A 22,540-nucleotide genomic window follows, 5' to 3' on the forward strand; every position below is an offset into this window, starting at 1 on the left:
GGAACACTGTATGTCTTCGATGACACTCAATAAATTAGTTGAAAAACTAAGCCCTGATTGCAGAAAAAGCCTAGAGGCGGCGGTTGCAATTTGTAATAGCAGAAGCCACTTTACAGTGGAGCTTGAACACTGGTTACTTGCCATGATTGAGCAACAACTAGATGATGTTAGACTTATTTTTGGCTCTTTTGACATTGATATTGAAAAAGTAAAACAAGACTTAAATCAATCTTTAGAAGCGTTTAAAACCGGTAGTGAGTCATCACCTAGTTTATCTGTACATGTTACTAGCTTATTAAAGCAATCTTGGTTAAGTACCAGTATTGAGTTTACAGATAATCAAATTCGCAGTGCCTACGTTATTTATACGCTTGTAAAAGACGATACCTTATCGAGCTTAGTAACCCGTTGCAGTAAGTTATTTAATAAAATAGAGCCAGGGCAGTTACTTCATGCGTGGCCAGAAATAGTTGCTCAATCGCAAGAGCGTAATCACTCAGTACAAAACACGGCTAGCCAATCGGCTACAAACTCTAAAACCCCGAGCCTTGACCAATTTACTGTTGATTTAACTGCTCAAGCAAAAGCCGGAAAAATAGATCCCATTTTAGGACGCGACTTCGAAATTCGCCAGATGGTTGATATTTTGACCAGACGCCGTCAAAACAACCCTATTTTAACCGGTGAAGCGGGTGTAGGTAAAACAGCCGTAGTTGAAGGCTTAGCTTTAAGAATTGCACAAAAAGATGTACCGGCCGTGCTGCAAAATGTGAAAATTCACAGCTTAGATTTAGCACTATTACAAGCTGGCGCAGGTATGAAAGGCGAGTTTGAAAATCGTCTTAAATCATTAATTAACGAAGTAAAAAATTCAGTTAACCCGGTTATTTTATTTATTGATGAAGCTCATACAATGATTGGTAGCGGTGGAGCCGCAGGCCAAAACGATGCTGCTAACTTATTAAAACCAGCACTTGCTCGTGGCGAACTTAGAACCATTGCTGCTACAACGTGGGCTGAATATAAAAAGTTTTTTGAAAAAGATGCTGCTTTAACACGCCGCTTCCAAGTGGTAAAAGTAGAAGAGCCAACGCCAGAAAAAGCAGTGGCTATGTTACGTGGTTTAGTGCCCGTAATGGAAAAACACCACAAAGTATTTATTTCTGAACAAGCACTCGAAAGTGCAGTGCACTTATCGCATCGCTATATTACGGCAAGGCAACTACCCGATAAAGCGGTGGCATTATTAGATACAGCCTGCGCGCGGGTGGCAATGAGCCAAGCATCTACACCAAACACTATAGAGCAACTTGTAAATCGATTAAGCGAAATAGAAACACAAGTGCAGATGCTACACCGTGAACAAAAAACAGGTTTAGATCATTCAGTGCAACTAGATACACTTAAAACTGAACTTGTAACTATTGAAGAGCAGTTAGCGCCGTTAACTGAGCAGTTTAAAGTAGAAAAAGAAATTGTAGCTGAGCTTAATCAGGCACTCGAGTCTATTAACTCAGAACAAGAAAATTCATCAGGTGTAATTTTAGCCAATCTTAAGCAGAGTAAAGAAAAGTTAACTGCTTTTGAACATAATATGGTTCATTGGCAAGTGGATGAAGAGCTTATTGCACAGGTTATATCAGATTGGACTGGCATACCTGTAGGTAAAATGCACGAAGATGAAATACATGGCATTTTAAACCTTGCACAGCAAATGAAAAAACGTGTTGTAGGGCAAGACCATGGGTTAGATTTAATCGCTAAGGTAGTGCAAACATCTCGCGCCCAACTAGCTGATGAAAGCCGACCTAACGGCATTTTTATGTTGGCAGGTCCAAGTGGTGTAGGTAAAACCGAGACTGCACTTTCGCTTGCACAAGAAGTGTATGGCAGTGAAGAAAATGTCACCATTATTAATATGTCTGAGTTCAAAGAAGAGCACAAAGTATCACTACTGCTTGGTTCACCTCCTGGGTACGTAGGTTATGGCGAAGGTGGCATATTAACCGAAGCCGTAAGAAGAAAACCGTACAGCGTAGTATTGCTCGATGAAATGGAAAAAGCTCACCCTGGTGTACAAGATATTTTCTATCAAGTATTTGATAAAGGTACAATTAAAGACGGTGAAGGCCGTGATATCGACTTCAAAAATACAATCATTATTATGACCTCAAATGTGGGTACTGATACCACCATGAGTTTATTTGAAGACGAAGAAAGTAAACCTAGTATCAAAGGTTTATTAAAAGCATTACAAGATGATTTACTCGCATCATTTAAACCTGCTTTTTTAGGGCGTATTAATGTAATACCTTACATTCCACTAAGTGACGATATTCTTACAGAAATTGCATCACTACAAATTGATAAAATAATTAAACGCGTTAATAAGCATTACGATGCTGAGCTTAAATATGAAAATGACGTAATAGAATATATTATTGATAATTGTCAAAATGCAGGGTCCGGTGCTAGGAACATTCATACCATTTTGCAAAATAAATTATTGCCTTTGTTGTCGGAAGTTTTACTTTCTAGCATGATTGATGACAAAAAAATAAATAGTATATCGCTATCAGTTAAAGATAATGAATTTAATATTGAGTTAAATTAAAGTTTATTTAATTTAACTTAGTATTAAGGTTGTTTCTTTATTTTTAGGGTATTATAATTTTGGTGCCTTAAATCACTACATGGAATTTTGAGACATTGTCTTCATCTAAGGAAAGGAATCTGAAGGCCTTTTCATTGCTGTATTAAAGATAATGATTTCAAAGGAATTTTTGGGAAACCAAAGTAAATAATCCAGTCTAAATGGATAACATTGTTTAATTAAAAGGAGCATTATCAAATGCAAGCAAATACATATTTAAAATACGGTTCAATCAAAGGCGAAACTACAGCTGAATCTTTCAAAGATTTAATCACAGTATTATCTTTAGATTGGAACGTAAGCCGTGAAATTAGCGCAGCAACTGGTACAGCAATGGACCGTGAGTCTAGCTCTACTCGTCTTGGCGACGTTACTATCACTAAACTTCAAGATAAAGCATCTCCGGATCTTTTCAAAGAAGCGACAATTGGTAAAGGCTTACCAGCTATTTTCCATATCACTAAACAAGGTGATAAAGTTGAAGAAATCATGAAAATCGAACTTACAGATGCGATGATTTCTAGCTATTCAGTGTCAGTACAAAACGATCGTCCTATTGAAACAATCACTATCAGCTACACAGAAATGATGATGACTGTTACTCCAACAGACGACAAAAATAACATTACTGCTCCACTTGTATACGGTTACAGCGGTGTTAAAGGTCAACAAATGTAATATTTGTTATCTTATAATGGCTCTGGGCTTTTGCTCAGAGCTTTTTTTGATCTTTAGGATGGGAAAGGCAAGGAATGCAAACAGCAACACAAAATAACAACGTAATTCAGATTAGCACCCCTGCTGGTAAAGATGCCCTCTATTTAACTCGTTTTGTTGCCCAAGAGGCAATGTCAGACTTATTTGTTATGTCTGCCAATATGTACACAATTGGCAAGCAAATAGCACATGAAGATTTGGTTGGAAAGCCAGTATCTATTAAGGTAAAAAATGCACAAGGCGGCGGTGAGCGTTACTATCATGGAATAGTAAGCCATTTGGTTTCAAACGGCAGCCGTACAGCTGATGTAGAAGAACAAAAAAACTATATAGATTACCAAGCAACTATCGTCCCGTTTGCAGCATCTATGCGCAACCGAAAAAACAGCCGAATATTCCAAAAGAAAACAATTAAAGAAATATTTGCTGACCTATTTGGCCAACACAATGTTGCCTTTAGCGATAAAACCAGCAAAACATACCCTAAATACGAGTACTGTGTTCAGTACCAAGAGTCAGACTTTGACTTTATTCAACGATTGCTTCAACAAGAAGGTATTTTTTACTTTTTTGAGCATACCAACAGCAACCATACCTTGGTATTAGCTGATGATATTACCGCTTATGAAGTGTGCGACGAAGCAAAGGTAGTTTACTCAACTGGCCATTTAAGCGAATCTCATGTATCACGTTGGCAGGGCGGTTTAAGTATTGCGCCAGGCAGCTTTAAACGCGTTGGTTACGATTTTAAACAGCCATCACGCTACCCAGATGGTGAGCAAGCTAATCCAGAGTTACCGACTCAATCAGTATCAGAAATTTTTGAATACACGGGCGAGCAAGAATGCCATCCGCGCGCAGCTAATTTAGCATCTGTTCAGCTTGAGTCATTACAGCGAGACATGAAGCTTTCTAGTGGTCGCAGTGATTGCCGTTCATTTACAGTGGGTAAACTTTTTAGCTTTAAAAAGCATGAAGACCCACGTCTTGAAGGTAAAACATTTGTTATTACCTCTATGATGACGTCAATAACGGTGCCTAATCAGTCTGGCTCTCAGCAGTCGTCAGTAGAAGAAGTGTACTCGAACCATTTTGAATGCGTACCCAAAGATATACCCTACAGAGCGCAAATAAATAAGAAAAAACCAGTTATAAACGGTGTGCAAACGGCAATCGTAACTGGCGATAGCGCCGATGAAATAATGATTGACCAATATGGTCGCGTAAAAGTGCAATTTGACTGGGACCGAGAAGGTAAAAAAGATTCAAAAAGTTCATGTTGGATCCGTGTTGCGCAAAACTGGGCAGGTAAAAAGTGGGGAGCGTTTTTCTTCCCTCGGGTAGGCCAAGAAGTACTTGTAGACTTTATAAATGGCGACCCAGACCAACCAATTATTAGCGGAGCAGTGTACAACGCAGATTTAATGCCTCCGTATGCACTGCCTGGTGAAAAAACACAAAGTGGTATTAAAACACGCTCTACCAAAGAAGGCGGAGCCGATAACTTTAATGAGCTAAGGTTTGAGGATAAAAAAGGCAGCGAGCTGGTTTATATTCAAGCAGAAAAAGATAAGCAGCTTTACGTAAAAAATGACCAAAACGACAAAACAGATCACGACCACAATATTGAAATTGGCAATGATCGAAAAGTTGATATTGGCAATAATGAAACACTAAAAGTGGCTAAAAATCGCAGTGACGATATAGGTGAAAACGACACGTTAAAAGTGGGTAAAACACTTAATATTGAAGCTGGTGATGAAATAGTAATTAAAACAGGCTCTGCACAAATTAAAATGAGCAGCAGCGGTAATATAACTATAGAAGGCACTAATATAGACATTAAAGGCAGTAACGTTAAAGTTGATGGTAGCGCCATTACTTTATCTGCCGGCATGATTAAATTAAATTAGTGCAGTTATGGAAATAATAAATAGCTTTTATACAGGGCATAGAAATGGCATTAATAATAATGGTTACGTTGTATATTGCCGTTACGGTTTGCCGTATTTAATTTGTTTGCCAATAAATAGGCCAGATGATCCATTGCTAAATCCTGCATTAACGCATTTGAAAGCTATGGATGGTTATTATGCTAATCAGTTTTTAAGTAATTTACATAATGCTTTAAATAGTGAAGATACCATAGCTGCTTTATATCAGTACGCATTACAAAGCCCGGTATCAATTTCGGATTATAGTAAGGCAGAATTAGTTGATACCTTATCGGGTTTAGTTTCTCAAAGTAAATTATTAATTATTCCTTTATTTGATTAGTTTTATTGTCAAAAAGTAAATAAGACAAGGAGTCTTTATGGGTAAGCCCGCAGCTACAATTGGTCATATGCATGTATGCCCTAAAACCACAGGTACAGTCCCGCATGTTGGCGGCCCTGTTGTGGTAGGCTCAACTAATGTATTAATAGGTAGCATGCCCGCAGCACGTAAAGGCGATATGTTAGTGTGTGTTGGGCCACCCGACAGCATAAAGTCAGGCTCTGGTAGCGTAAAAATTAACGGTAAACCCGCAGCTCGAATGGGTGATGATAGCTCCCACGGCGGAAAAATTGTTGTTGGTAACCCTACTGTATTAATAGGTGGCTAACCTTGCTGTCTACTTACATAAGTAATCATCAAGCACAATTGCTCTGTATTAGTAAGGCGCAGTGCTGCCCGTTTACTTCTGTAGGTTATGTGAAAACACTTAAAAAAAAGCTGTTAGAAACAATGTGGCTAACCGCTAAAAAAAATAATACTCCTCAACACTTTACACAACCTGATTTAACTTTAATTAATACGTTAGTAACGAGTGAGCAAAGCCTTGATGTGACTGCGCAGGCATGTATAGAGGTTATGGCTAATTTACCGCAAACAATTAACCTGGCTTTTATAAACTCGTTGCTCAACAGCCCATCCCTGCATGGCGTAGCAAAGGCTGTTATTTATAAAGTTTTATTACAGCAACACAGCTTTAATTTAATTGCATTAATTGACTTAAACACTATTTATTTTGCATTGGCTAATAGCACCGAACAAGAGGCAACATCAGCCGAAACAGTGGCGCTTATCAGCGCATTCAACCCTAATGCAAACATACAAGTGCTAAAACATGTGTTTGATGAGCTATGTAAAAGTAAGCTTGTTAATTCACCGTTAATGTCGCTTTTTTTATTATCACTAAGTTGGGAACAAGTAAACGCATTAAGTAATTACGCAAGCAATGTTTTAACAGTAGATGACACGTTACATGTGCTATTACAAAGTGGCTATGTAAAGCTAGTGCCCTTAGCGTGTATGTCGTTAAACCAAGTAGAAAACCCAACAGCTATTATTGCCTTAATAAGGCGAATGCTCGGTGATAAGCTCGATTTACTCGTAAGCTATGACATTCAAGTAAGTGCATTTAATGCTGAACAACAAGCACTAGTGGCTTTTAAACAGCAGTTACAGCAAAACTGGCCTAAATACGAGGAGGAGCTTTGCTTACAAAGGTTTGTAGCTGGAAAACCTCTGAATAAAAGGTTAAACGCAATAGAAATGTCGGCAATGGACTGTTATAGCCAAGCAATATTTAATTTGTATACCTACTACAAATCGATGGCTAAAAATGTAAAAGCAGAGGCGCAAGCATGAAGGCGTTTAATGTAAACGTAAGCTGTTTTTCTACGCCTTTGTCGCAAGACATAGATACACTGCTATATGCAGATACCCCAACTCCACCTAACGGTATTACTTGGCAATCATGGAATGCCTGTATTTATGATTGCATAGTAAAAGCGAAAGAACTTTTTGCAAAAGTAGAAGACTCAAACTTGCCACTTGTATGGTTATTGCCAGCACTTGCGTACCAAGATGAGCTAAAGCAGCTTTTAGCAAAAAGTTTTAAACAGTTGTTCCCTGAGCATGTAGAGCACTTATTATTTTATGGCGCTGTTGGTGCTAATACGTTAGTGCAGTTGGCGGTGCAAAAAAAATGGCATAAGGCAAACGTGATTGCCATTGATGCTACCTATAAAGCCAATAAAAACAATGAGTGGGTATACTTAGGAGTAGGTGGTGCACTTGCGACTATTGAAACGGCTCAAATTGGCTGGATGCAAACTAGTCATGAATTTGCTCCTTCAATAGATTTTATAAAGCACGACCAACTAGGCGGTATATTTTCAAAAATTGCACAGGATAATAAAGACCATATAGATCTTATATTTGCACCTGGCAACGGCATACATCAGCAAAGTGATGTTTGGCTGACTAATTTACAATTGCTCAGTAATTTAATTAATGAGCATACACATTATGAATTACCTAATTACAAATTAGGTAAAATTGGTGCGCTTGAAGGACTCGTCAATTTATATCAATTGACCTCAAGCCCGGCTATTGTAAATCACTTTAAACATGCGTTAGTGATTTCTCAAGAACAATCAAAATACCAGGCCGCAGCATCATACTTATGGATAAGTGAGGAAGCACACAACTAATGCAAAGTAATACAGTTGTTTTACAAGGAACAAGTTACCCCATTTGCCTCGTTGCTGGTACTGCAAAAGCACCTGCAGGTTACGAAGCTGTTGTAACAAATACCAATGAAAGTGCGAATCGATTAGTTGATCAAGTTAGTGAAACGCTCACAAGTGATCCTTCTAAACGGATTGACACTATTAATCTACTTATAAGTATAGGTATTGAAGCATCTAAAGCAGACGACCAACGTAAAACTGCTAACTCGCTTATTAAAGCAATTGCTGCAGGGACTATTAAGTGTTTTCGTGAAAAAGTTAAGTATTCTATTCAAGTTAGTGATAATACTAATAGTAGCTCGGAGGATGAAAACTCTAACAAAAAAACTAAGACAACCGCATCGGGGAAAAGTGCATCACAAGCACCTGTAAAAAACACTGGTGGTGCGATTAATAACACCGCAAGCGAAGAGCCAATTATAAACCAAGAGTGCCGTTCAGATCCGGTATCAATGCTGTCGGGCGAAGAAATTCTCCCGCTTATCGACTTTACATTGGCGGGCAGTCGCCAATTAGTGTGGCGACGTTTGTATCGCTCATCTCATGCTGATGTGTGTACAACAATGGGTAATGGTTGGCGCCACGACTTTATGGCAAGCCTTACAGAGCATTACTTGCCGCCGCCAAAAGTGGGCCCTAAGCAAAAAGGCACCTACTGGTTAGAGTACCAAGACGAGCATGGCGCTAAACATAAATTTGAAAAGGTAAAACCTGGCCAATCGAGCTATCAATTAAGTAGTAACCTTGCGCTACATTACCAAACAAATGGTAAGCAAGTACTTGTAACGCCAGATGACCAACACCTTACCTTTAAACCAGGCGAAAGCGCGTGGTTGCTTGAAAAAATAATTAACGAAAAAGGCCAAAGCATCGCGTTTTATTACGATGCGAAAGAGCGCCTACACCGTATAGAAGTAAACAAAGTACGTGGCTGTGTTATTAGCTACAACGCGCAAGGTTTATTAAGCAAAATAGCAGCGTACTGCACCGATAAGAACAACAAACAGCAATTGCTATCGCCATTGCTTGCAAGCTATGAGTACGACGAAAACAAAAACCTTGTTCAGTCTACTAATCAGCAAAACGAAACTGAGCGCTACGCCTACAACGCCGCTAATTTATTAACAAAGCGTACCCGAGCCAGTGGCTTTAGCCATCATTTTGAGTGGGATAGCTACTCACCTAGCGCAAAATGTATAAAACAATGGGGCGATAACAATACCTATACTTACCAGTTTGAATACAACCTTGAGCGCGGTGAAACAACCTGTATAGACTCACGCGGTCATAAAGAGCACTTTGTACATAACGCACAAGGTAAGTTGGTAAAACATACCGACCCTAATGGCAATGTTTGGCAATATACATACAATGCGCAAGGTCAAAAACTCAGTGAAATAAAGCCAGATAGCAGTACAACGCGCTATAGCTACACACCTTTCGGCCAATTAGAAACAATAACGCAGCCAGATGGTAGCCAAACCCATTTTGCTTACAACCAACTTGGGCAACGTGTATTAACTACCTTACCTGATGGCCAAACCATTACGCGTAAATACAGTGTGGCTGGCTTATTACAAAGCGAAACCTTTGGTGATGGCCGCACCACGTTATACAGCTACGATAAGCTCGGCCAGTTAACCCAGCATATTAATAAAAATGGTCAAATCACCAAGTTTATTTGGAACGAGCAAGGCGAGCTTTTAGCAAAGCATCTTAACGATGAGTTAATACGTTACAGCTACGACAGCCTAGGCCGCGTAAATGCCACACTGAATAACGCAGGCTTACTCACCCAATATAAATACAATGAGCACGGCCAGCTTACACAAACAATTGCCTTTGATGAAAACGAGCCTGAAAATAAACAGCATCAATACTTTAGCTACGACGAAGCAGGGCGGTTAATTAGCTCGCAAAACAGCAAAGGCGACACCACAGAGCAACACTTTGAAGGGCTAAGCCAACCGCATTGTGTTATTCAGCCCGATGGCAGCGCACTGCATTTAACGTACGACAAAGAGCGAAACTTAACAGCCATCGAGCGAAGCGACGGTCACGTATACCGCATAAGTTACGACGCGAACGAAAACCCAACACAAATAACCGGGTTTGATGGCACGCTACAGCAGTATAAATATGATGCCTGTAATCGCTTAGCCTCAGTAACGCAAAGTAATAAACGCCATGTAAAAATAGAGCGCGACAGCCTTGGCCGCGTAACTGCGCAGCATGCAAGCCTTGCAAGCGACTCACATATCGTTAATAACGCCAATTACTACAGCTATAACCTGCAAGGTAAAATTACGCGTGCGCATAACGCGCAATCAACACTTAAACAACACTTTGATAAAGGCGGCAGGCTACTGTGCGCCGAGCAAGTTAATAACCAGCAACAAGCGCATACCTTAAAATACAGTTACGACGAGTACGGCAGAAGGCAAACGCTTACGCTGCCAGATTCAACCACGCTGAAATACAGCTACAACCAGTTTGGCCAGCTAAGCAGTATTAACTTACTGCAAACCAATAGCAATGAGGTTGAGCTTGCAAAGCCGCTTGTAACATTAAGCTACGACAGCCAAGGTAATATTAAAACCCAGCAGTTTGGTAACAGCATAACCCTTACTCAACAGTTTGATGTATTTAACCGTTTAACGCAGCAGCAGCTTACACATCCAGCGCAAGCATTATTAGATACCTGTACGTACAACTACGACAGCGTAAACCACTTGATTGCGCGTAAAGAGGAAGGCGTTAGTAGTCATAACATTAATTTTGAATACAACAGCCTTGGCCAGTTAATTCAGCAAAATCTAGCCAGTGGTGAGAACACAAAAACTACCCAATACCAGTGGGATAGTTTTGGTAACCCAGTTAGCCAGTCAAGGGTACAAAATAACGAATTAGCCGAGCAGCAGACTACTGAGCCAAATGATAATAGCGATGCTAGTGATGCCAAAAATAAGATTGAAAGTAATCAGTCAGAAAGCACACGTAATGTAATTCATAGTGAGTATAGCGATTCAAGTGTAGCAAAGGCCACCAATGAGCTAAGCGAAGATGATAGGGTTATTAAAGGCACCACTGATGCCGACCGTTTAACCCACTTTGGCGACAGCGACTTTCATTATGATGAATTCGGTAACCAAATACGCGAAACCGGTAAAGGCATAAAAACCCGTCGTGAATACAACGCGTTTAACCAGTTAAGTTGTTTTAACAACAATGGCACGCTTACCCAATACGACTATGACCCACTCGGGCGCCGTATTGCTAAGCACACCGAGCACGGCAAAATTGACTACATTTGGGATAACGACCAGTTAATTGGTGAATGCCAACACGGCGAATATACCTGGTATATCAACCTGCCAAATCAATTTCACCCAGTAGCACTGATTAAAAAAGGTGAGGTGTATTACTACCACCTAGACCAACTGAATACCCCACGTTTTGTTACCAATAACAAAGCAGAAGTCGTGTGGGAAAACCAAGCCGATGTGTATGGTTATGAAGAGCCAGAAGCCGAGCCTGGCACTAATAAAGAAAAAACCTTCACTCAGCCAATCCGCTTTCAGGGGCAATATTTAGATGAAGAGAGTGGGCTACATTACAACCGCTACCGCTACTACAGCCCTAAACAACAGCGTTTTATAAACCAAGATCCAATCGGTTTGATAGGTGGCATAAACCACTATCAATATGCGCCTAACCCGGTTAATTGGGTGGATCCGTTTGGGTTGAGTTGTAAGGAAAATGCCTGGAATACGTTCTTAAAAAATACCAAAGGGCATTTTAATAGCACCACTGAAGCGGCGGATAGCTACAAAAAGGTAAAAGAAGTTTTACTTACACCTAAAGCTGAGCGACCAGACCCGTCAACATATTTACCACAATCATATATAGATGCACATATAGCCCAGTTTAATCAACAAGGTGCAGGTTTTATTTCTATTCAAAGTTGGATGCTAAACCCTGAGTACCCCACATTGCCGCCAAGAAAGTTTGTAGGGCTTAAAAGTGAAATGGACGCTATTATAGCTAAATACACTCAATCAGGAAATGATTGGAGAATACTTAGAGATGAACTTAGTTTAGGTGAAAACACTGACTTAAGTAATGATGAAATTACTTATATTACAGTCGATCCTGGCGATGAGCGATTTGAGTATGATATTCCAAATGGTCGCGAGGGTGGTGCATACGATGGAGAATGGATCCCAGGAGGCAAAACCAAAGGCGGTATAACAGAGGCTGCGTTAATTAATTCCGAAACTGTCGTTCATAATAACAGTCTAGAAGAGCTATCGAATAGCTTTAAAAGCTCGCAAAGCTTAGATAATGATGAAGTAATTGATGCACAGAAAGGCCAAACTTTAAAAATTTGGAGTGCTCCGGTCAAAGTTGATGGCAGGCGTGTTTTTCAGCGAAATGATTTATTTGATCCTAATAAAGTTGATGGTGAGAATCGTACTAATATACAGAGGATGAAAAAGGGGAGGCCTCCGATCGGTTATGATGACCAACCCGTGAATCTTCATCATTTAATACAAAGAGAACCAGGAACAATAGCTGAAGTAGGTGGTGAGTTTCACTCTAAAAAAACTAAAGTTTTACATGTACCACAATACAATAAAGTAAACGGTGAATGGGTAGCTAGAAAAAATTATAGCTTTAGAGCTCATAATGGGAAAAAATCAACATGGCCTAAAACTAGAACTGGTAAAGTGAAGCAAACAGACGCTCAGAAAGCTTTCACAAAATGGAGTTCTAAATATTGGATAAAAAGATCAGAAGGGTTTGAGTAATGAGTACAATTTTAGATGTTCAGTTAATGTTATCAGAAATGTCTTCTAACGAAGATATTTCAATTGGAGTAGCTCATAGTAGTGAAGAGATAGCGAATGCAGAAGCCTATTTAAATGTTTCCTTACCGGAAGAGTATAAAGCTTTCTTAAAAAAAATAGGTTATTTATGCCTAGGCTCTTTAGAGTACTATGGGTTGACTAGAAGTAGTAATTTTAGCACTGCTGGTATTCCTAATTTTGTATGGTTCACAGCAAAAAAGAGAGATGAGATTAACCTACCGAAGAACTTGATAGTTTTTCAAAACTTGAACGATGAGATCTATTATTGCTTAAATGCATCTCCAGAAATGGAATCTTTTGGTAACGTTATTGTTTGGAATAACCTTAGTAGAACAGTTGATGATACTTTAGAAATAAGTTTTTTGGATTTCATAGTTGGTGATATTGATGAGTACAAAGACGAATATGAGACTTGAAAATACTCTCTTTATAATATTACTTTAGTTAGGTTACATATGAATAATTTATTTGCAGCTGCTTTAAAAACGAATGAGACAAATAGCTTTTTTCGCGGAGAAAAAAACTACTTTGTAAGAACCCCTGACTTTGACCAACATAACCATGGTGCAAACCTTGGCGGGCATGTTGAATCTTTTTTAAGAGCGAGTAATGATAACGCTGAAGTCTTCGATGAAGCTTTTATAAAGTTTTTGGAGTCTTTAGAAGTAACTAAAGAAGATTTGACACATTTTATGGCCAATCTTTCAGCGTTTTTTGCTTTAAAAAATAGAGATAGATTGGAAGGGTCAACGCTCTTTAGAAGCCCGGATAGCAACGAATCAAAATTAGTTAAAAGCTATTTAACACATATATCAAACACGGATATATATCTTACTGAAAAAGATAGATTATATATACATGCAAATTTTATCTCTAAAAATGGTAACGATATTTTATTAAATTCATTGAAAGAAATAGACAAGGGGTAGGCTGAGCTTTCCATCTTTCACTAGCTTATATTTAAATATTAAACGAACTATATAAAAACTCTAAAAAGGACTTTATTGATGTCATCAATCAGAATAACTCAACCTGTTGGGTTGGGTGGGATTAACAGTTTAAACGATGTAAAAACTGTACAAACCGCGTTGAATAAATTACTGAAACTTATTCCACCTACTCAAACTTTAATTGTCGATGGTCGCTTAAACCCTCGCCCAGAAAACTCAAAAACTATTGCTGCTATTAAGTTGTTCCAAAGCAAAGTCTTAAACATGGCGCGGCCTGATGGAAAAATTAATGCTAACGATGCTACTTTTCGCAAAATTAATGAAAAGTTAGCTAGTGCTGCAGTGGTAGCTGTTGTACCAATATCTGGCAGTTTAAAAACGAAACTAAAACAAAATATGATGAAATATGAAGGTAATGTTCCTCATATGTATTTAGATACAAAAGGCTATGTAACCGTTGGCGTAGGTCATTTATTAAAAGATGTTGAAGCTGCAAAAAAAGTTCCTTTCACCGTTCGGGATACGGGTGTTGTTGCAACAACGAAGCAAATTGAAGATGAATTTAAACTAATTAAATCAAGACCTTTTGGTAAAGATGAAGGTTTTGGGCGTTTTAAACCTTTTACTAAGTTAATAATTACTGAAGTTGTTGCAAATGCCCAAGTTGATCAGCATATTAAAACGTTTGAAAGTGAGCTTAAACGTATATACGGTGCTTCAGAATTTGCAAGTTACCCTGATGACGTTAAGTTAACCTTATTTGATCTAATATTCAATCTAGGGATGACTAAACTCAAAGATACTTTCCCTAATTTTAATAAGTATATGAAAGCGCAAGATTTTAAAAAGGCGGCTATTGAATCAAATAGAAAAGATGTATCTGCTGAACGTAATGCTTATGTACGCAATTTACTAGTGAGTGCAAAATGATAAATAAATTAACTTTACTTGCATGTATTAGTATCTCAAGTACTGCATGCGCAGAAATAGAAAAGAATAAAATAGCACCAACATATAGTTCGGAAAATAAAACAGATAGATATTTTACAGCGTCTACAACATTAGAGAAACAAGAGCAGGTTAAAGCTCTAATTGATAAAAAGTGGTACTTTGAGGAAAACCTTCTTAAAGATGGCAGCCCAGATAGAGTCGTTACTAGTTGTAATAGTTTATTTAATGCTTTAGATGAAGGGTTTAACGCACTTAGTTACCGACATCAAGATGTTATAAAAGCAATGAATAAAGTGTGTTTAATATGGGCACATATGGGGGAGCTAAATGCTTCTGAATCTAGTTTTTTGACTGATTTTGAGCATAGCTCAGTACTACCGAAACAGATGCCTCCTGAGCTTTCTTTAATTATTTCAAACGACGATGAGCGTCGTTTAGCAAAAGCGAGTAGCTGGGAAGAAATGAGTCATATTAGTAAAATGGAGTCATTGAATAAAGACCAAGCAATTTATTATGACAACAGCGGCGGCATCCAAAAACTGACGGTCATGGCGCAAGGTGATTATAACAACGACGGCATTGAAGACATGGTGCTGTATATGGATAACAGCGTTGAAGAGGGAAGTTACGGATCTACTTATGGTTATGTTGTGACACGACTAGCCGCGGATGCGCCATATACGCTTCTTAAGCAATTTTAATTTTATCGTTTGACACTACATATTAACATGGAGAAAACACTCACTATAAAAGCGAGTGTTTTCATTTATGCTCAAGTACAACTATAAATATCATTTGTAATCGCAGTGATTGAATTGAAATGCATACTTTAAGGATAAGACCTTTATATTATTAAATTTAACTAACAAATCCACATTTCAATTCTACATAATTAAAAGGAGCTATAAACGCCAAAATTCAGGTGTTTTATAATTATTATGGAACAACAAAACCAACAAACATTAACTAACCTCGTTTACGATATATACGAAAACCCAACTTTAATAGAAGAGCATCAAGTGCTTATCATGCCCTTGTTGATCGATTTAGTTGCTAGTGCGCCAGCTGGGTTTGAGGGTATGGCGACGATGATTAACACCCATATTTCTAATGGGTTTAAATTCAAGAACCCTAAAATACAAAAATTTGAACTTGAGTCGGGGCTTTTAAAACTTAAAACGTATTTTCAAAAAATAAACCTTTAATACCTACCTCTCTTTTTATTGAGTACCCACATTTTTAATTTTAATGCAGCACGTGTGCTGCATTTTTTTCTCATTAAGGATGATGTATGAGCCTTATTACCACGAGTATTTTAATGCTGTTTTTACAGCCTTTATTTGTATATTTAGCTCTTTTTAAAGAGTCTGAGCAAAGTGCCCAAAACCGTTCACTTGATAACGAAGATGCTATGTATCTATTTATAGCGCCAGGGTTAGCTGTATTTTATCCTGATGACTTTTGGCAGGCAGTACTTTATTTAGGAAGTGTATGTCTACTAGGTTTAATGCTTGCCATTATTGTAAAAAGCAAAGCTAAAAAACGATTAACAAGAGATGACGCTATCGGGTTTACAATTGCCAGTTTTTTATTTTTTTGGATTATAAAATTAATTATTGGTGGGATAGGGTATCTTTTTAGCGAAAACGCCGCGAATGGTTTAGCGGCCGACATAGGCCTGCAAGCTTATTCATCAACTTCAGGTGAGCTTTTAAACTGGGGGTATTTATATTATCAGTTTTGGCCAACGCTATACTTTTCACTATCTATGCTAACCACTTTAGCTATAAAAATAATTGAAAGCCGGTTTGATAAACATTCAATTTCAGGCTCGCTGTTAATTTTGGGTGCAGTTTTAGCTGGCGTATCACCGTTATTTGGCAATGCTTTTATTTTAGGTGTGATAGCTAACTTTTTTATATTTTTTTTGTGTGTACGGCATGCATAGAAATTGATAAAAAGAGCGATCCTTAAGCCGGTGCTATTAGTATTATGTATGCTTTTTTGCTTATGGGCAGCATCATGTTTAGTGGCATTGGTAAATTAATATATACACTATTTTATAATTAGATTAGTGATTGTTTTTTGATTAAAAAACATGCAGTATAATTGTACCTAATTAGACCCCTACTTTTTCAGTATAAATATGGCTGGTGTAATTAATTAGCCATATATATTAAGTAGTTTATAGCTAGGCCTTGGGAGAGAGTTTGCTTTGTTTTTATCGCGCTTAAAAATTTTTGTATTGGTAATAGTCTCTATTGCCGTTGTTTTTTTTACTACATCACAGGCTTGTGCAGATATGTTTGGCTTTTTTAATAAACAAGAATTTTATTTATCGGCTCCAGTAAAAGGGCAGTTATTAGATAATGGGCAGCCAGTTGCAAATACTAAAGTGATGCGCTCACTTACCTATGGCGATGAATACGTTGATGAAACCAAAACAGATGAACAGGGTTATTTTACCTTCACAGAAAAAACAATAAAAACAGGTAAACCTTCTAATATGTTTGATAACGACTCGCTGGTTCAACATATTTATTTAGAAAACGGCACGCCAGAAGGAATTGTTTTGTGGTACACGCTTGTTTCAATTCATGAAAAAAGTGACACACTTAAAGAGCTTCTTGCGCACTTAGAGTGCGATATTTCTAAAGAGCCACAAACTTACGATATTCCAATTAAAGAAGATACAAGCCACACTTTTGCGATATACACATCATGTAAACTTTAACTATTTATTTAAAGGGAACTTATATGAATACTTTGACACCCACTCAAGCCGTACAATTAGCAAACCTTGCTTATAAAGCAAAAAGTATTAAAACCACTAATTTACTCAATCGCACACTTCATGCCTCTTTGCGCGACAATTTTAACTTTTCTGTTAACCCTGGCGCAGTACAAGGGGTAACGGGTAGCTTTTTTTCTCATTTATTTAATTTAAGCACGGGCTTTGCTTTAGTAGGGCATGGGCTTGGCGCGTATGAGGGCGATTCGGTTATAACTATTCGGGGAACTAACTCGCTAAGAGATGGATTAACCGATGGGCACTTTGGTGTGAGTGGTGGGTCAAATGGCAGTATGGTGCATGCTGGTTTTAATAAGACTTTTTATAGTATGAAGCCTGCGCTGCAAGAGTTTATAGCAGCGAATATTCAAGATAAAGTAACGGGTTGCGTTCATTTAGTTGGCCACAGCTTGGGTGGTGCGTTAGCGACGCTTTCTGCTGATTGGATCAAAGCTGAGTATTCACTTCCTGTAAAATTATATACGTTTGGTTCGCCACGTGTTGGGCTTGAAAACTTTTCTCGTGCAGCCACATCCAGAATCGATAAAATTTATCGCTGTACACATGGGGCTGACCCAGTGGCTAAAGTGCCTTTATGGCCTTTTTCGCATGCTCCGCACAATGGCCAAGAAATACGTTTAGATAGTGGACAAGGTTTAAAAGGGGCTGCTCATACTCTTGCTGGTACGCCTGGCTACTTAAACACTGCCAATAGCAATAATTGGAACAACTTAACTATACAAGCTAATAACTTTTTAAACATGCCTGTGCGTTTAAAATTTGAAGACAGAAATCAAGCATCATTTACCTCACATTGGGCAGATAAACTTGGTGCTGCATTAATTACCCTTTTAAAAGATGCAGGCTATTACAGCGCAGTTGCTGCCCAAGCAGCCATTGGAACCGGGCTCACTTTTTACGATATGTTGGCGCGAACGCTTGATAAAATAGCTAAAGCGTCAGCCTCGTTTGCAACACAAACCTTAGGTTTACTAGGACATATGTTAGTGTTTGCAGGCAAAGTAATTAGTAAAGCGGTGGAGCTGACTTATAGCTTTATAAAATCTGTATTCGACTCAACCCTAGGCGCTTTATACAGAGCTGCAAGAGAAGGGCTTAGCGGCCTAGATTAACCTTAATTTAAATCTCAATCTCGCTCTAACAAAATAGCACCACTTTGGTTTTCGCCTAAGTGGTCGTTTTTGTTATAAATAGGGCACTTACTCATAGATAAACACCCACAACCAATACAGCCATCTACGCGGTCGCGTAGGCGCTGCATATACGCTATGCGCTCATCAAGCTGTGCTTGCCATTGCTTTGAAAGGGCTGACCAGTCTTTTTGTGTGGGAGTGCGCTGCTCAGGTAATGTGGCCAGGGTGTGTTTAATTTCATCAAGCGTTATTCCCATGGCTTGTGCGGCTTTTATTACCGCTATACGGCGCAGCACATCTTTTTTATAGCGGCGTTGGTTGCCGCTATTTCGCCAACTACGTATGAGTCCTTTTGTTTCGTAAAAGTGTAGGGTTGATACTTTTACGCCGCTGCGCTTAGCGACATAACCTACGGTTAGGTTAGACTCGGTTAGTTTTTTTTGATTTATTGGCATTGTTTTAAATTTCCGTTTGACCTCAATATAAGTTGAGGTTTTAAGCTTCTTTCAACATTAAAAAAGGAGCTAACTAAATGCAACAAAAACTTAAGCGTAGCACTGTTATTATTTACTCAAGCGCACGTAAAAATGGTAATACGCAGGCACACGTTAACAGCTTTGCTGAGCAAAACGATGTAAGGATAATATGTTTAGATGATTATAAAATAGCGCCGTACTGTTATAACAAAAACTATAAAAGCGATGACTTTTACGCTGTATTTGAAGCACTGTTAAAGTATGACCACTGGGTGTTTGCCTCACCCGTTTATTGGTACAGCACCACGGTACAAATGAAGTTATTTATTGATAGAATAACCGACTACATGGACGATGAAGCATTAAAACCAAAATTACGAACGCTGCGTAGTAAGCATTTTTCAGTGCTTTCTAATGCGTCATCAAGTGAAGCGCCGGCGTGTTTTGTAGAGCAATTTAAAAATACGTTTAGTTATTTAGGTATGCAGTTTATTAATCATCACCATAAAAGTACCCAAAAGGTTGCTTAAATTGCAGCCTTTTTTGGTTGTCTCTGGTAGTTTAGTAATACGCTTAAAAACACAGGATTGTTTTATGAAATATTTACTAGGGTTAGTGCTGCTTTTTAGCCCGTTTATTAATGCTAATGAGCAACCAATTAACGGGTTTGGTAATTATTATAATGTACCCGAGCATGACAAAATTAATGACGCTACGGTATTTAAAATAGCATTTGATGTTGCCGATGGTGCTAAAAAAGGCGAGCAAAATAATTCAATAAATTCGCTAGCTCGTTTTATTAACATGCATGTAGCGCATGGTGTAAAGCTTAAAAACATTAAGCTTGCATTAGTTGTGCACGGCAGCGCAAGTGTTGATGTGTTAGCTAATAGCGAATATAAAAAACGCTTTAGTGCTGATAATAAAAACCAAGCGTTAATTAAGCAGCTACTTGCTAATAACACTCAGGTGTATGTGTGTGGGCAATCGGCTACTCATTTTAAAGTAACGCCTGAGTTGCTTATTGATGGCGTAAAAATGTCGCTTTCTGCGATGACCGCGCACGCACAACTTCAACAACAAGGCTATACACTTAATCCATTTTAATGACGCAAATAACAAAAAATATACTCTGCTTTGGCGATTCTAATACGTGGGGTTTAAACCCCGAAACAGGTAAGCGCTATGATGAAAAGACCCGTTGGACGGCGCAGTTACAGCAACAGCTAGGCAGCGGCTTTACCGTAATAGAGTCGGGGCAGCCAAACCGTACGCTTGTGAATAACCCGCCTTTTACGGGGGAGCTTAATGGTATTCGCTATTTAAAACCCGATTTGCAGCAACACGCTTTACACACGCTCATTATTGCACTTGGCACTAACGATTTAAAAAAGCGCTTTAACTTAGCCCCAACAGATATAGCCACCGGCCTTACGCATTTTATTGGCTCTATTAAGCAATTTTACTCGCTCGCTAATTTACCGAACATAATTGTTATTGGTCCTTTATTTATTAACCCTCAGCATGGGTTAAGCCGTATTTATTTAAACTGTGATCAAAAGTTATTGCCCTTAAACGCTCTCTTTAAACGTATAGCACACGAGCACGCGCTTAATTACGTTGATATATCACACCTTAACGCCCCTCTAGGGAGTGATGGTATACATTTAAATAGCCAAGGCCATAAGCAGCTTAGCGATATACTCAGCCACCTGGTTTTGCAATTATAATGCAAACAAATCAATAAATTAAAAACGTAATTTGCTTTAATTATTTTACAAGCTTGATTGCTTTTATGCCCAGATATGCAATTATTATTGCACCTGACTCACACACAGCTTCTTTAAAAAGGTGTTATGAAACAATATCAACGTAGGTCTTTAATTGCAGTATTAAGCGGTGTCGTGGTTTTTATTATATGTGCTAGCACACTGATGTACTTTGCTGCACAAAAGCTAAGTAGGCAGTTAGCGCGAGATTCAAATTATATTGTTCAACACATAGATGCTGCCGCAACAGAACGTAGAAAAATTTTAACCCGCCTAAATAACGCAAACGCTAAACAATGTAATAACAATACATTGATAGAAATGCGCCGCGCGTTGTTTGATGCACAATACGTGATAGATATTGGCTTTTTTACAAATAATGAGCTGGTTTGCACCACAGGTGCAGGAAAGCTGGCAGCTACAATTACCGATAATCCTCCCGACTACATTCGAATTGATAAATACGATAATAAACCTGTGCGCGTAAGGTACGAACCGCAATTGTATTTGCTTTTGTTTAGTGGCCGTGCAATGGAAGTGATAATTGTAAGGCAAGGTAATTACAATTTAATAGTCGATACGCGCGCTTTTAACGATAAAGTAATTGTTTCTCCTCAGTGGGAAGTACTTTATAAAAATACGCGCGAGACGTTTCATTTAGCGGGGGCTAAAGGGGTTTATGAGCAGGTAAAAAATCACTCATTTTTACCTTATGAATCAATTATTAAATGCAGTACTAATAACCCCGGGTACTGCGCAGCCGCACAACTTCCGTGGAGCCAATTTTTTGCTGATAATCAATTTTTATTGATTATTTCGCTTATTTTAATTTCGTTAGCGGGTGTATCAAGTGGACTGTTAATTGACTATAGCTTAGCGGCTAGGCGCTCAACTATTACGCGGGTGCGCAAAGGCCTTAAAAAAGGCTCATTTTATTGGACCTACCAACCCATTATTTGTTTGCAAACAGGTAAAGTGGTTGGCTGTGAGGCGTTGGCCCGTTTTGAAGATAAATACGGGGTTTTATTTCCTGAACAATTTATTCCTATTATCAGAAAAACCAATTTAACGTGGCGCTTTACCCAAGCCATGATTGAAAAAGTACTTTATGAGCTAACCTCCGTTGAGGCATTACCGCGCAATTTTAAAATTTCTATTAATATTTTTCCCTACGATGTAGAAACAGGCAATATTGCGCTTTTAAAAGACATACCTGCACTCACCGATTCGCGCTTTATTATTTGTTTAGAAATAACAGAAGACGAATATTTAGACTCAACAGTTGCCCATACCCACTTTAAAAGGCTGGTTGAGGCGGGCTTTAATTTATCGATAGATGATTTTGGTACGGGTTATTCTAACTTAAAAAATCTACAAAACTTGAGCTTTCATCAGCTTAAAATTGACCGCACCTTTGTACAAGATATAACAACACAAGGCTTAAAGGCATCAATGATCCCCAATATTATGGCGTTGGTACGTAAATTTAACTACACCTGTGTGGCAGAAGGCATAGAAACAAATGAGCAAGAAGCCATACTAAAACAAGCTGGCGTACATTACGGCCAAGGCTGGAAATATGCCAAGCCCATGGCACTTCGAGAGTTTAAAGCGTATCTAAAATTGCAAACGGTTTAAACGTGTTTTACCTCATACACGTAATAGTGTGATATTTATAACAGTGTAAG

At 38.5% G+C, this 22,540-nt stretch carries 21 protein-coding genes; 20 read left to right on the forward strand and 1 reads right to left on the reverse strand.

From position 1 onward, the window contains the following. The first annotated feature begins 10 nt into the window (after nt 1-10). The 16 genes from tssH (at nt 11) to CWC04_RS09645 (ending at nt 18,586) form a co-directional block, all read left to right on the forward strand. Nucleotides 11-2,614 carry a type VI secretion system ATPase TssH gene (tssH, locus tag CWC04_RS09570; protein WP_138685264.1) on the forward strand — a complete coding sequence of 868 codons (2,604 nt, stop codon included), beginning with the start codon at nt 11-13 and terminating at the stop codon, nt 2,612-2,614. A gap of 237 nt (nt 2,615-2,851) precedes the next feature. Then, nucleotides 2,852-3,331 carry an Hcp family type VI secretion system effector gene (locus tag CWC04_RS09575; protein ID WP_024032870.1) on the forward strand — a complete coding sequence of 160 codons (480 nt, stop codon included), beginning with the start codon at nt 2,852-2,854 and terminating at the stop codon, nt 3,329-3,331. A gap of 74 nt (nt 3,332-3,405) precedes the next feature. Continuing rightward, nucleotides 3,406-5,283 carry a type VI secretion system Vgr family protein gene (locus CWC04_RS09580; RefSeq protein WP_064387133.1) on the forward strand — a complete coding sequence of 626 codons (1,878 nt, stop codon included), beginning with the start codon at nt 3,406-3,408 and terminating at the stop codon, nt 5,281-5,283. 7 nt (nt 5,284-5,290) lie between these two features. Then, nucleotides 5,291-5,647 carry a hypothetical protein gene (locus CWC04_RS09585; protein ID WP_024032868.1) on the forward strand — a complete coding sequence of 119 codons (357 nt, stop codon included), beginning with the start codon at nt 5,291-5,293 and terminating at the stop codon, nt 5,645-5,647. Nucleotides 5,648-5,684: 37 nt separating this feature from the next. Continuing rightward, on the forward strand, nt 5,685-5,975 hold the full coding sequence (locus tag CWC04_RS09590; RefSeq protein WP_024032867.1) for a PAAR domain-containing protein: 291 nt from the start codon (nt 5,685-5,687) through the stop codon (nt 5,973-5,975). 89 nt (nt 5,976-6,064) lie between these two features. Then, complete coding sequence (locus CWC04_RS09595) at nt 6,065-7,003, forward strand: hypothetical protein (RefSeq protein ID WP_249326096.1); 939 nt, start codon at nt 6,065-6,067, stop codon at nt 7,001-7,003. Next, nucleotides 7,000-7,851, forward strand: a complete 852-nt coding sequence (locus CWC04_RS09600) for a hypothetical protein (RefSeq protein ID WP_126009397.1) — start codon at nt 7,000-7,002, stop codon at nt 7,849-7,851. Before CWC04_RS09595 ends, CWC04_RS09600 begins: the two co-directional genes overlap by 4 nt. Then, nucleotides 7,851-12,701: an RHS repeat-associated core domain-containing protein gene (locus CWC04_RS09605; RefSeq protein WP_138685266.1), complete on the forward strand. Its 4,851-nt coding sequence runs from the start codon at nt 7,851-7,853 to the stop codon at nt 12,699-12,701. Before CWC04_RS09600 ends, CWC04_RS09605 begins: the two co-directional genes overlap by 1 nt. Beyond that, the gene (locus tag CWC04_RS09610; RefSeq protein WP_138685267.1) at nt 12,701-13,177 is read left to right on the forward strand and encodes an SMI1/KNR4 family protein; all 477 of its coding nucleotides are present in this window, start codon (nt 12,701-12,703) and stop codon (nt 13,175-13,177) included. Before CWC04_RS09605 ends, CWC04_RS09610 begins: the two co-directional genes overlap by 1 nt. A gap of 39 nt (nt 13,178-13,216) precedes the next feature. After that, nucleotides 13,217-13,690, forward strand: a complete 474-nt coding sequence (locus tag CWC04_RS09615; protein WP_138685268.1) for a hypothetical protein — start codon at nt 13,217-13,219, stop codon at nt 13,688-13,690. A 78-nt stretch (nt 13,691-13,768) separates the two neighbouring features. Continuing rightward, nucleotides 13,769-14,641 (forward strand): hypothetical protein, encoded by an 873-nt coding sequence (locus CWC04_RS09620; RefSeq protein ID WP_138685269.1) that lies wholly within the window; start codon nt 13,769-13,771, stop codon nt 14,639-14,641. Continuing rightward, nucleotides 14,638-15,363, forward strand: a complete 726-nt coding sequence (locus tag CWC04_RS09625; RefSeq protein ID WP_138685270.1) for a hypothetical protein — start codon at nt 14,638-14,640, stop codon at nt 15,361-15,363. Before CWC04_RS09620 ends, CWC04_RS09625 begins: the two co-directional genes overlap by 4 nt. Before the next feature lie 237 nt (nt 15,364-15,600). Next, entirely contained in the window at nt 15,601-15,867 is a 267-nt protein-coding gene (locus CWC04_RS09630) for a hypothetical protein (RefSeq protein WP_138685271.1), read from the forward strand. Nucleotides 15,868-15,953: 86 nt separating this feature from the next. Next, on the forward strand, nt 15,954-16,610 hold the full coding sequence (locus tag CWC04_RS09635) for a hypothetical protein (RefSeq protein ID WP_249326098.1): 657 nt from the start codon (nt 15,954-15,956) through the stop codon (nt 16,608-16,610). 267 nt (nt 16,611-16,877) lie between these two features. Further along, nucleotides 16,878-17,396: a DUF6795 domain-containing protein gene (locus CWC04_RS09640; protein WP_249326100.1), complete on the forward strand. Its 519-nt coding sequence runs from the start codon at nt 16,878-16,880 to the stop codon at nt 17,394-17,396. A 23-nt stretch (nt 17,397-17,419) separates the two neighbouring features. Beyond that, the gene (locus tag CWC04_RS09645; protein WP_024032855.1) at nt 17,420-18,586 is read left to right on the forward strand and encodes a lipase family protein; all 1,167 of its coding nucleotides are present in this window, start codon (nt 17,420-17,422) and stop codon (nt 18,584-18,586) included. Between the two features lie 14 nt (nt 18,587-18,600). Here CWC04_RS09645 and soxR read toward each other — a convergent pair whose 3' ends face one another. After that, the gene (gene soxR / locus CWC04_RS09650) at nt 18,601-19,062 is read right to left on the reverse strand and encodes a redox-sensitive transcriptional activator SoxR (RefSeq protein ID WP_138685272.1); all 462 of its coding nucleotides are present in this window, start codon (nt 19,060-19,062) and stop codon (nt 18,601-18,603) included. Nucleotides 19,063-19,139: 77 nt separating this feature from the next. Between soxR and CWC04_RS09655 the strand changes: the two genes are divergently transcribed. The 4 genes from CWC04_RS09655 (at nt 19,140) to CWC04_RS09670 (ending at nt 22,490) form a co-directional block, all read left to right on the forward strand. Beyond that, on the forward strand, nt 19,140-19,613 hold the full coding sequence (locus tag CWC04_RS09655) for a flavodoxin family protein (RefSeq protein ID WP_024032853.1): 474 nt from the start codon (nt 19,140-19,142) through the stop codon (nt 19,611-19,613). A gap of 64 nt (nt 19,614-19,677) precedes the next feature. Beyond that, on the forward strand, nt 19,678-20,190 hold the full coding sequence (locus CWC04_RS09660) for a DsrE family protein (protein ID WP_138685273.1): 513 nt from the start codon (nt 19,678-19,680) through the stop codon (nt 20,188-20,190). Then, nucleotides 20,190-20,813, forward strand: a complete 624-nt coding sequence (locus CWC04_RS09665) for a GDSL-type esterase/lipase family protein (RefSeq protein WP_249326101.1) — start codon at nt 20,190-20,192, stop codon at nt 20,811-20,813. The genes CWC04_RS09660 and CWC04_RS09665 overlap by 1 nt, the downstream gene beginning before the upstream one ends. Nucleotides 20,814-20,939: 126 nt before the next feature. Continuing rightward, the gene (locus CWC04_RS09670; RefSeq protein ID WP_138685274.1) at nt 20,940-22,490 is read left to right on the forward strand and encodes an EAL domain-containing protein; all 1,551 of its coding nucleotides are present in this window, start codon (nt 20,940-20,942) and stop codon (nt 22,488-22,490) included. Nucleotides 22,491-22,540 lie beyond the last annotated feature (50 nt).

This window comes from Pseudoalteromonas sp. S2893 (assembly GCF_005887105.1).
Lineage (GTDB): Bacteria > Pseudomonadota > Gammaproteobacteria > Enterobacterales > Alteromonadaceae > Pseudoalteromonas > Pseudoalteromonas atlantica.

Excerpts from the sequence above, each read along its gene's own strand:
- tssH (WP_138685264.1), top strand. The coding sequence starts at position 11 with ATGTCTTCGATGACACTCAATAAATTAGTTGAAAAACTAAGCCCTGAT.
- CWC04_RS09575 (WP_024032870.1), top strand. The coding sequence starts at position 2,852 with ATGCAAGCAAATACATATTTAAAATACGGTTCAATCAAAGGCGAAACT.
- CWC04_RS09580 (WP_064387133.1), top strand. The coding sequence starts at position 3,406 with ATGCAAACAGCAACACAAAATAACAACGTAATTCAGATTAGCACCCCT.
- CWC04_RS09585 (WP_024032868.1), top strand. The coding sequence starts at position 5,291 with ATGGAAATAATAAATAGCTTTTATACAGGGCATAGAAATGGCATTAAT.
- CWC04_RS09590 (WP_024032867.1), top strand. The coding sequence starts at position 5,685 with ATGGGTAAGCCCGCAGCTACAATTGGTCATATGCATGTATGCCCTAAA.
- CWC04_RS09600 (WP_126009397.1), top strand. The coding sequence starts at position 7,000 with ATGAAGGCGTTTAATGTAAACGTAAGCTGTTTTTCTACGCCTTTGTCG.
- CWC04_RS09605 (WP_138685266.1), top strand. The coding sequence starts at position 7,851 with ATGCAAAGTAATACAGTTGTTTTACAAGGAACAAGTTACCCCATTTGC.
- CWC04_RS09610 (WP_138685267.1), top strand. The coding sequence starts at position 12,701 with ATGAGTACAATTTTAGATGTTCAGTTAATGTTATCAGAAATGTCTTCT.
- CWC04_RS09615 (WP_138685268.1), top strand. The coding sequence starts at position 13,217 with ATGAATAATTTATTTGCAGCTGCTTTAAAAACGAATGAGACAAATAGC.
- CWC04_RS09620 (WP_138685269.1), top strand. The coding sequence starts at position 13,769 with ATGTCATCAATCAGAATAACTCAACCTGTTGGGTTGGGTGGGATTAAC.
- CWC04_RS09625 (WP_138685270.1), top strand. The coding sequence starts at position 14,638 with ATGATAAATAAATTAACTTTACTTGCATGTATTAGTATCTCAAGTACT.
- CWC04_RS09630 (WP_138685271.1), top strand. The coding sequence starts at position 15,601 with ATGGAACAACAAAACCAACAAACATTAACTAACCTCGTTTACGATATA.
- CWC04_RS09635 (WP_249326098.1), top strand. The coding sequence starts at position 15,954 with ATGAGCCTTATTACCACGAGTATTTTAATGCTGTTTTTACAGCCTTTA.
- CWC04_RS09645 (WP_024032855.1), top strand. The coding sequence starts at position 17,420 with ATGAATACTTTGACACCCACTCAAGCCGTACAATTAGCAAACCTTGCT.
- soxR (WP_138685272.1), bottom strand. The coding sequence starts at position 19,062 with ATGCCAATAAATCAAAAAAAACTAACCGAGTCTAACCTAACCGTAGGT.
- CWC04_RS09655 (WP_024032853.1), top strand. The coding sequence starts at position 19,140 with ATGCAACAAAAACTTAAGCGTAGCACTGTTATTATTTACTCAAGCGCA.
- CWC04_RS09660 (WP_138685273.1), top strand. The coding sequence starts at position 19,678 with ATGAAATATTTACTAGGGTTAGTGCTGCTTTTTAGCCCGTTTATTAAT.
- CWC04_RS09665 (WP_249326101.1), top strand. The coding sequence starts at position 20,190 with ATGACGCAAATAACAAAAAATATACTCTGCTTTGGCGATTCTAATACG.
- CWC04_RS09670 (WP_138685274.1), top strand. The coding sequence starts at position 20,940 with ATGAAACAATATCAACGTAGGTCTTTAATTGCAGTATTAAGCGGTGTC.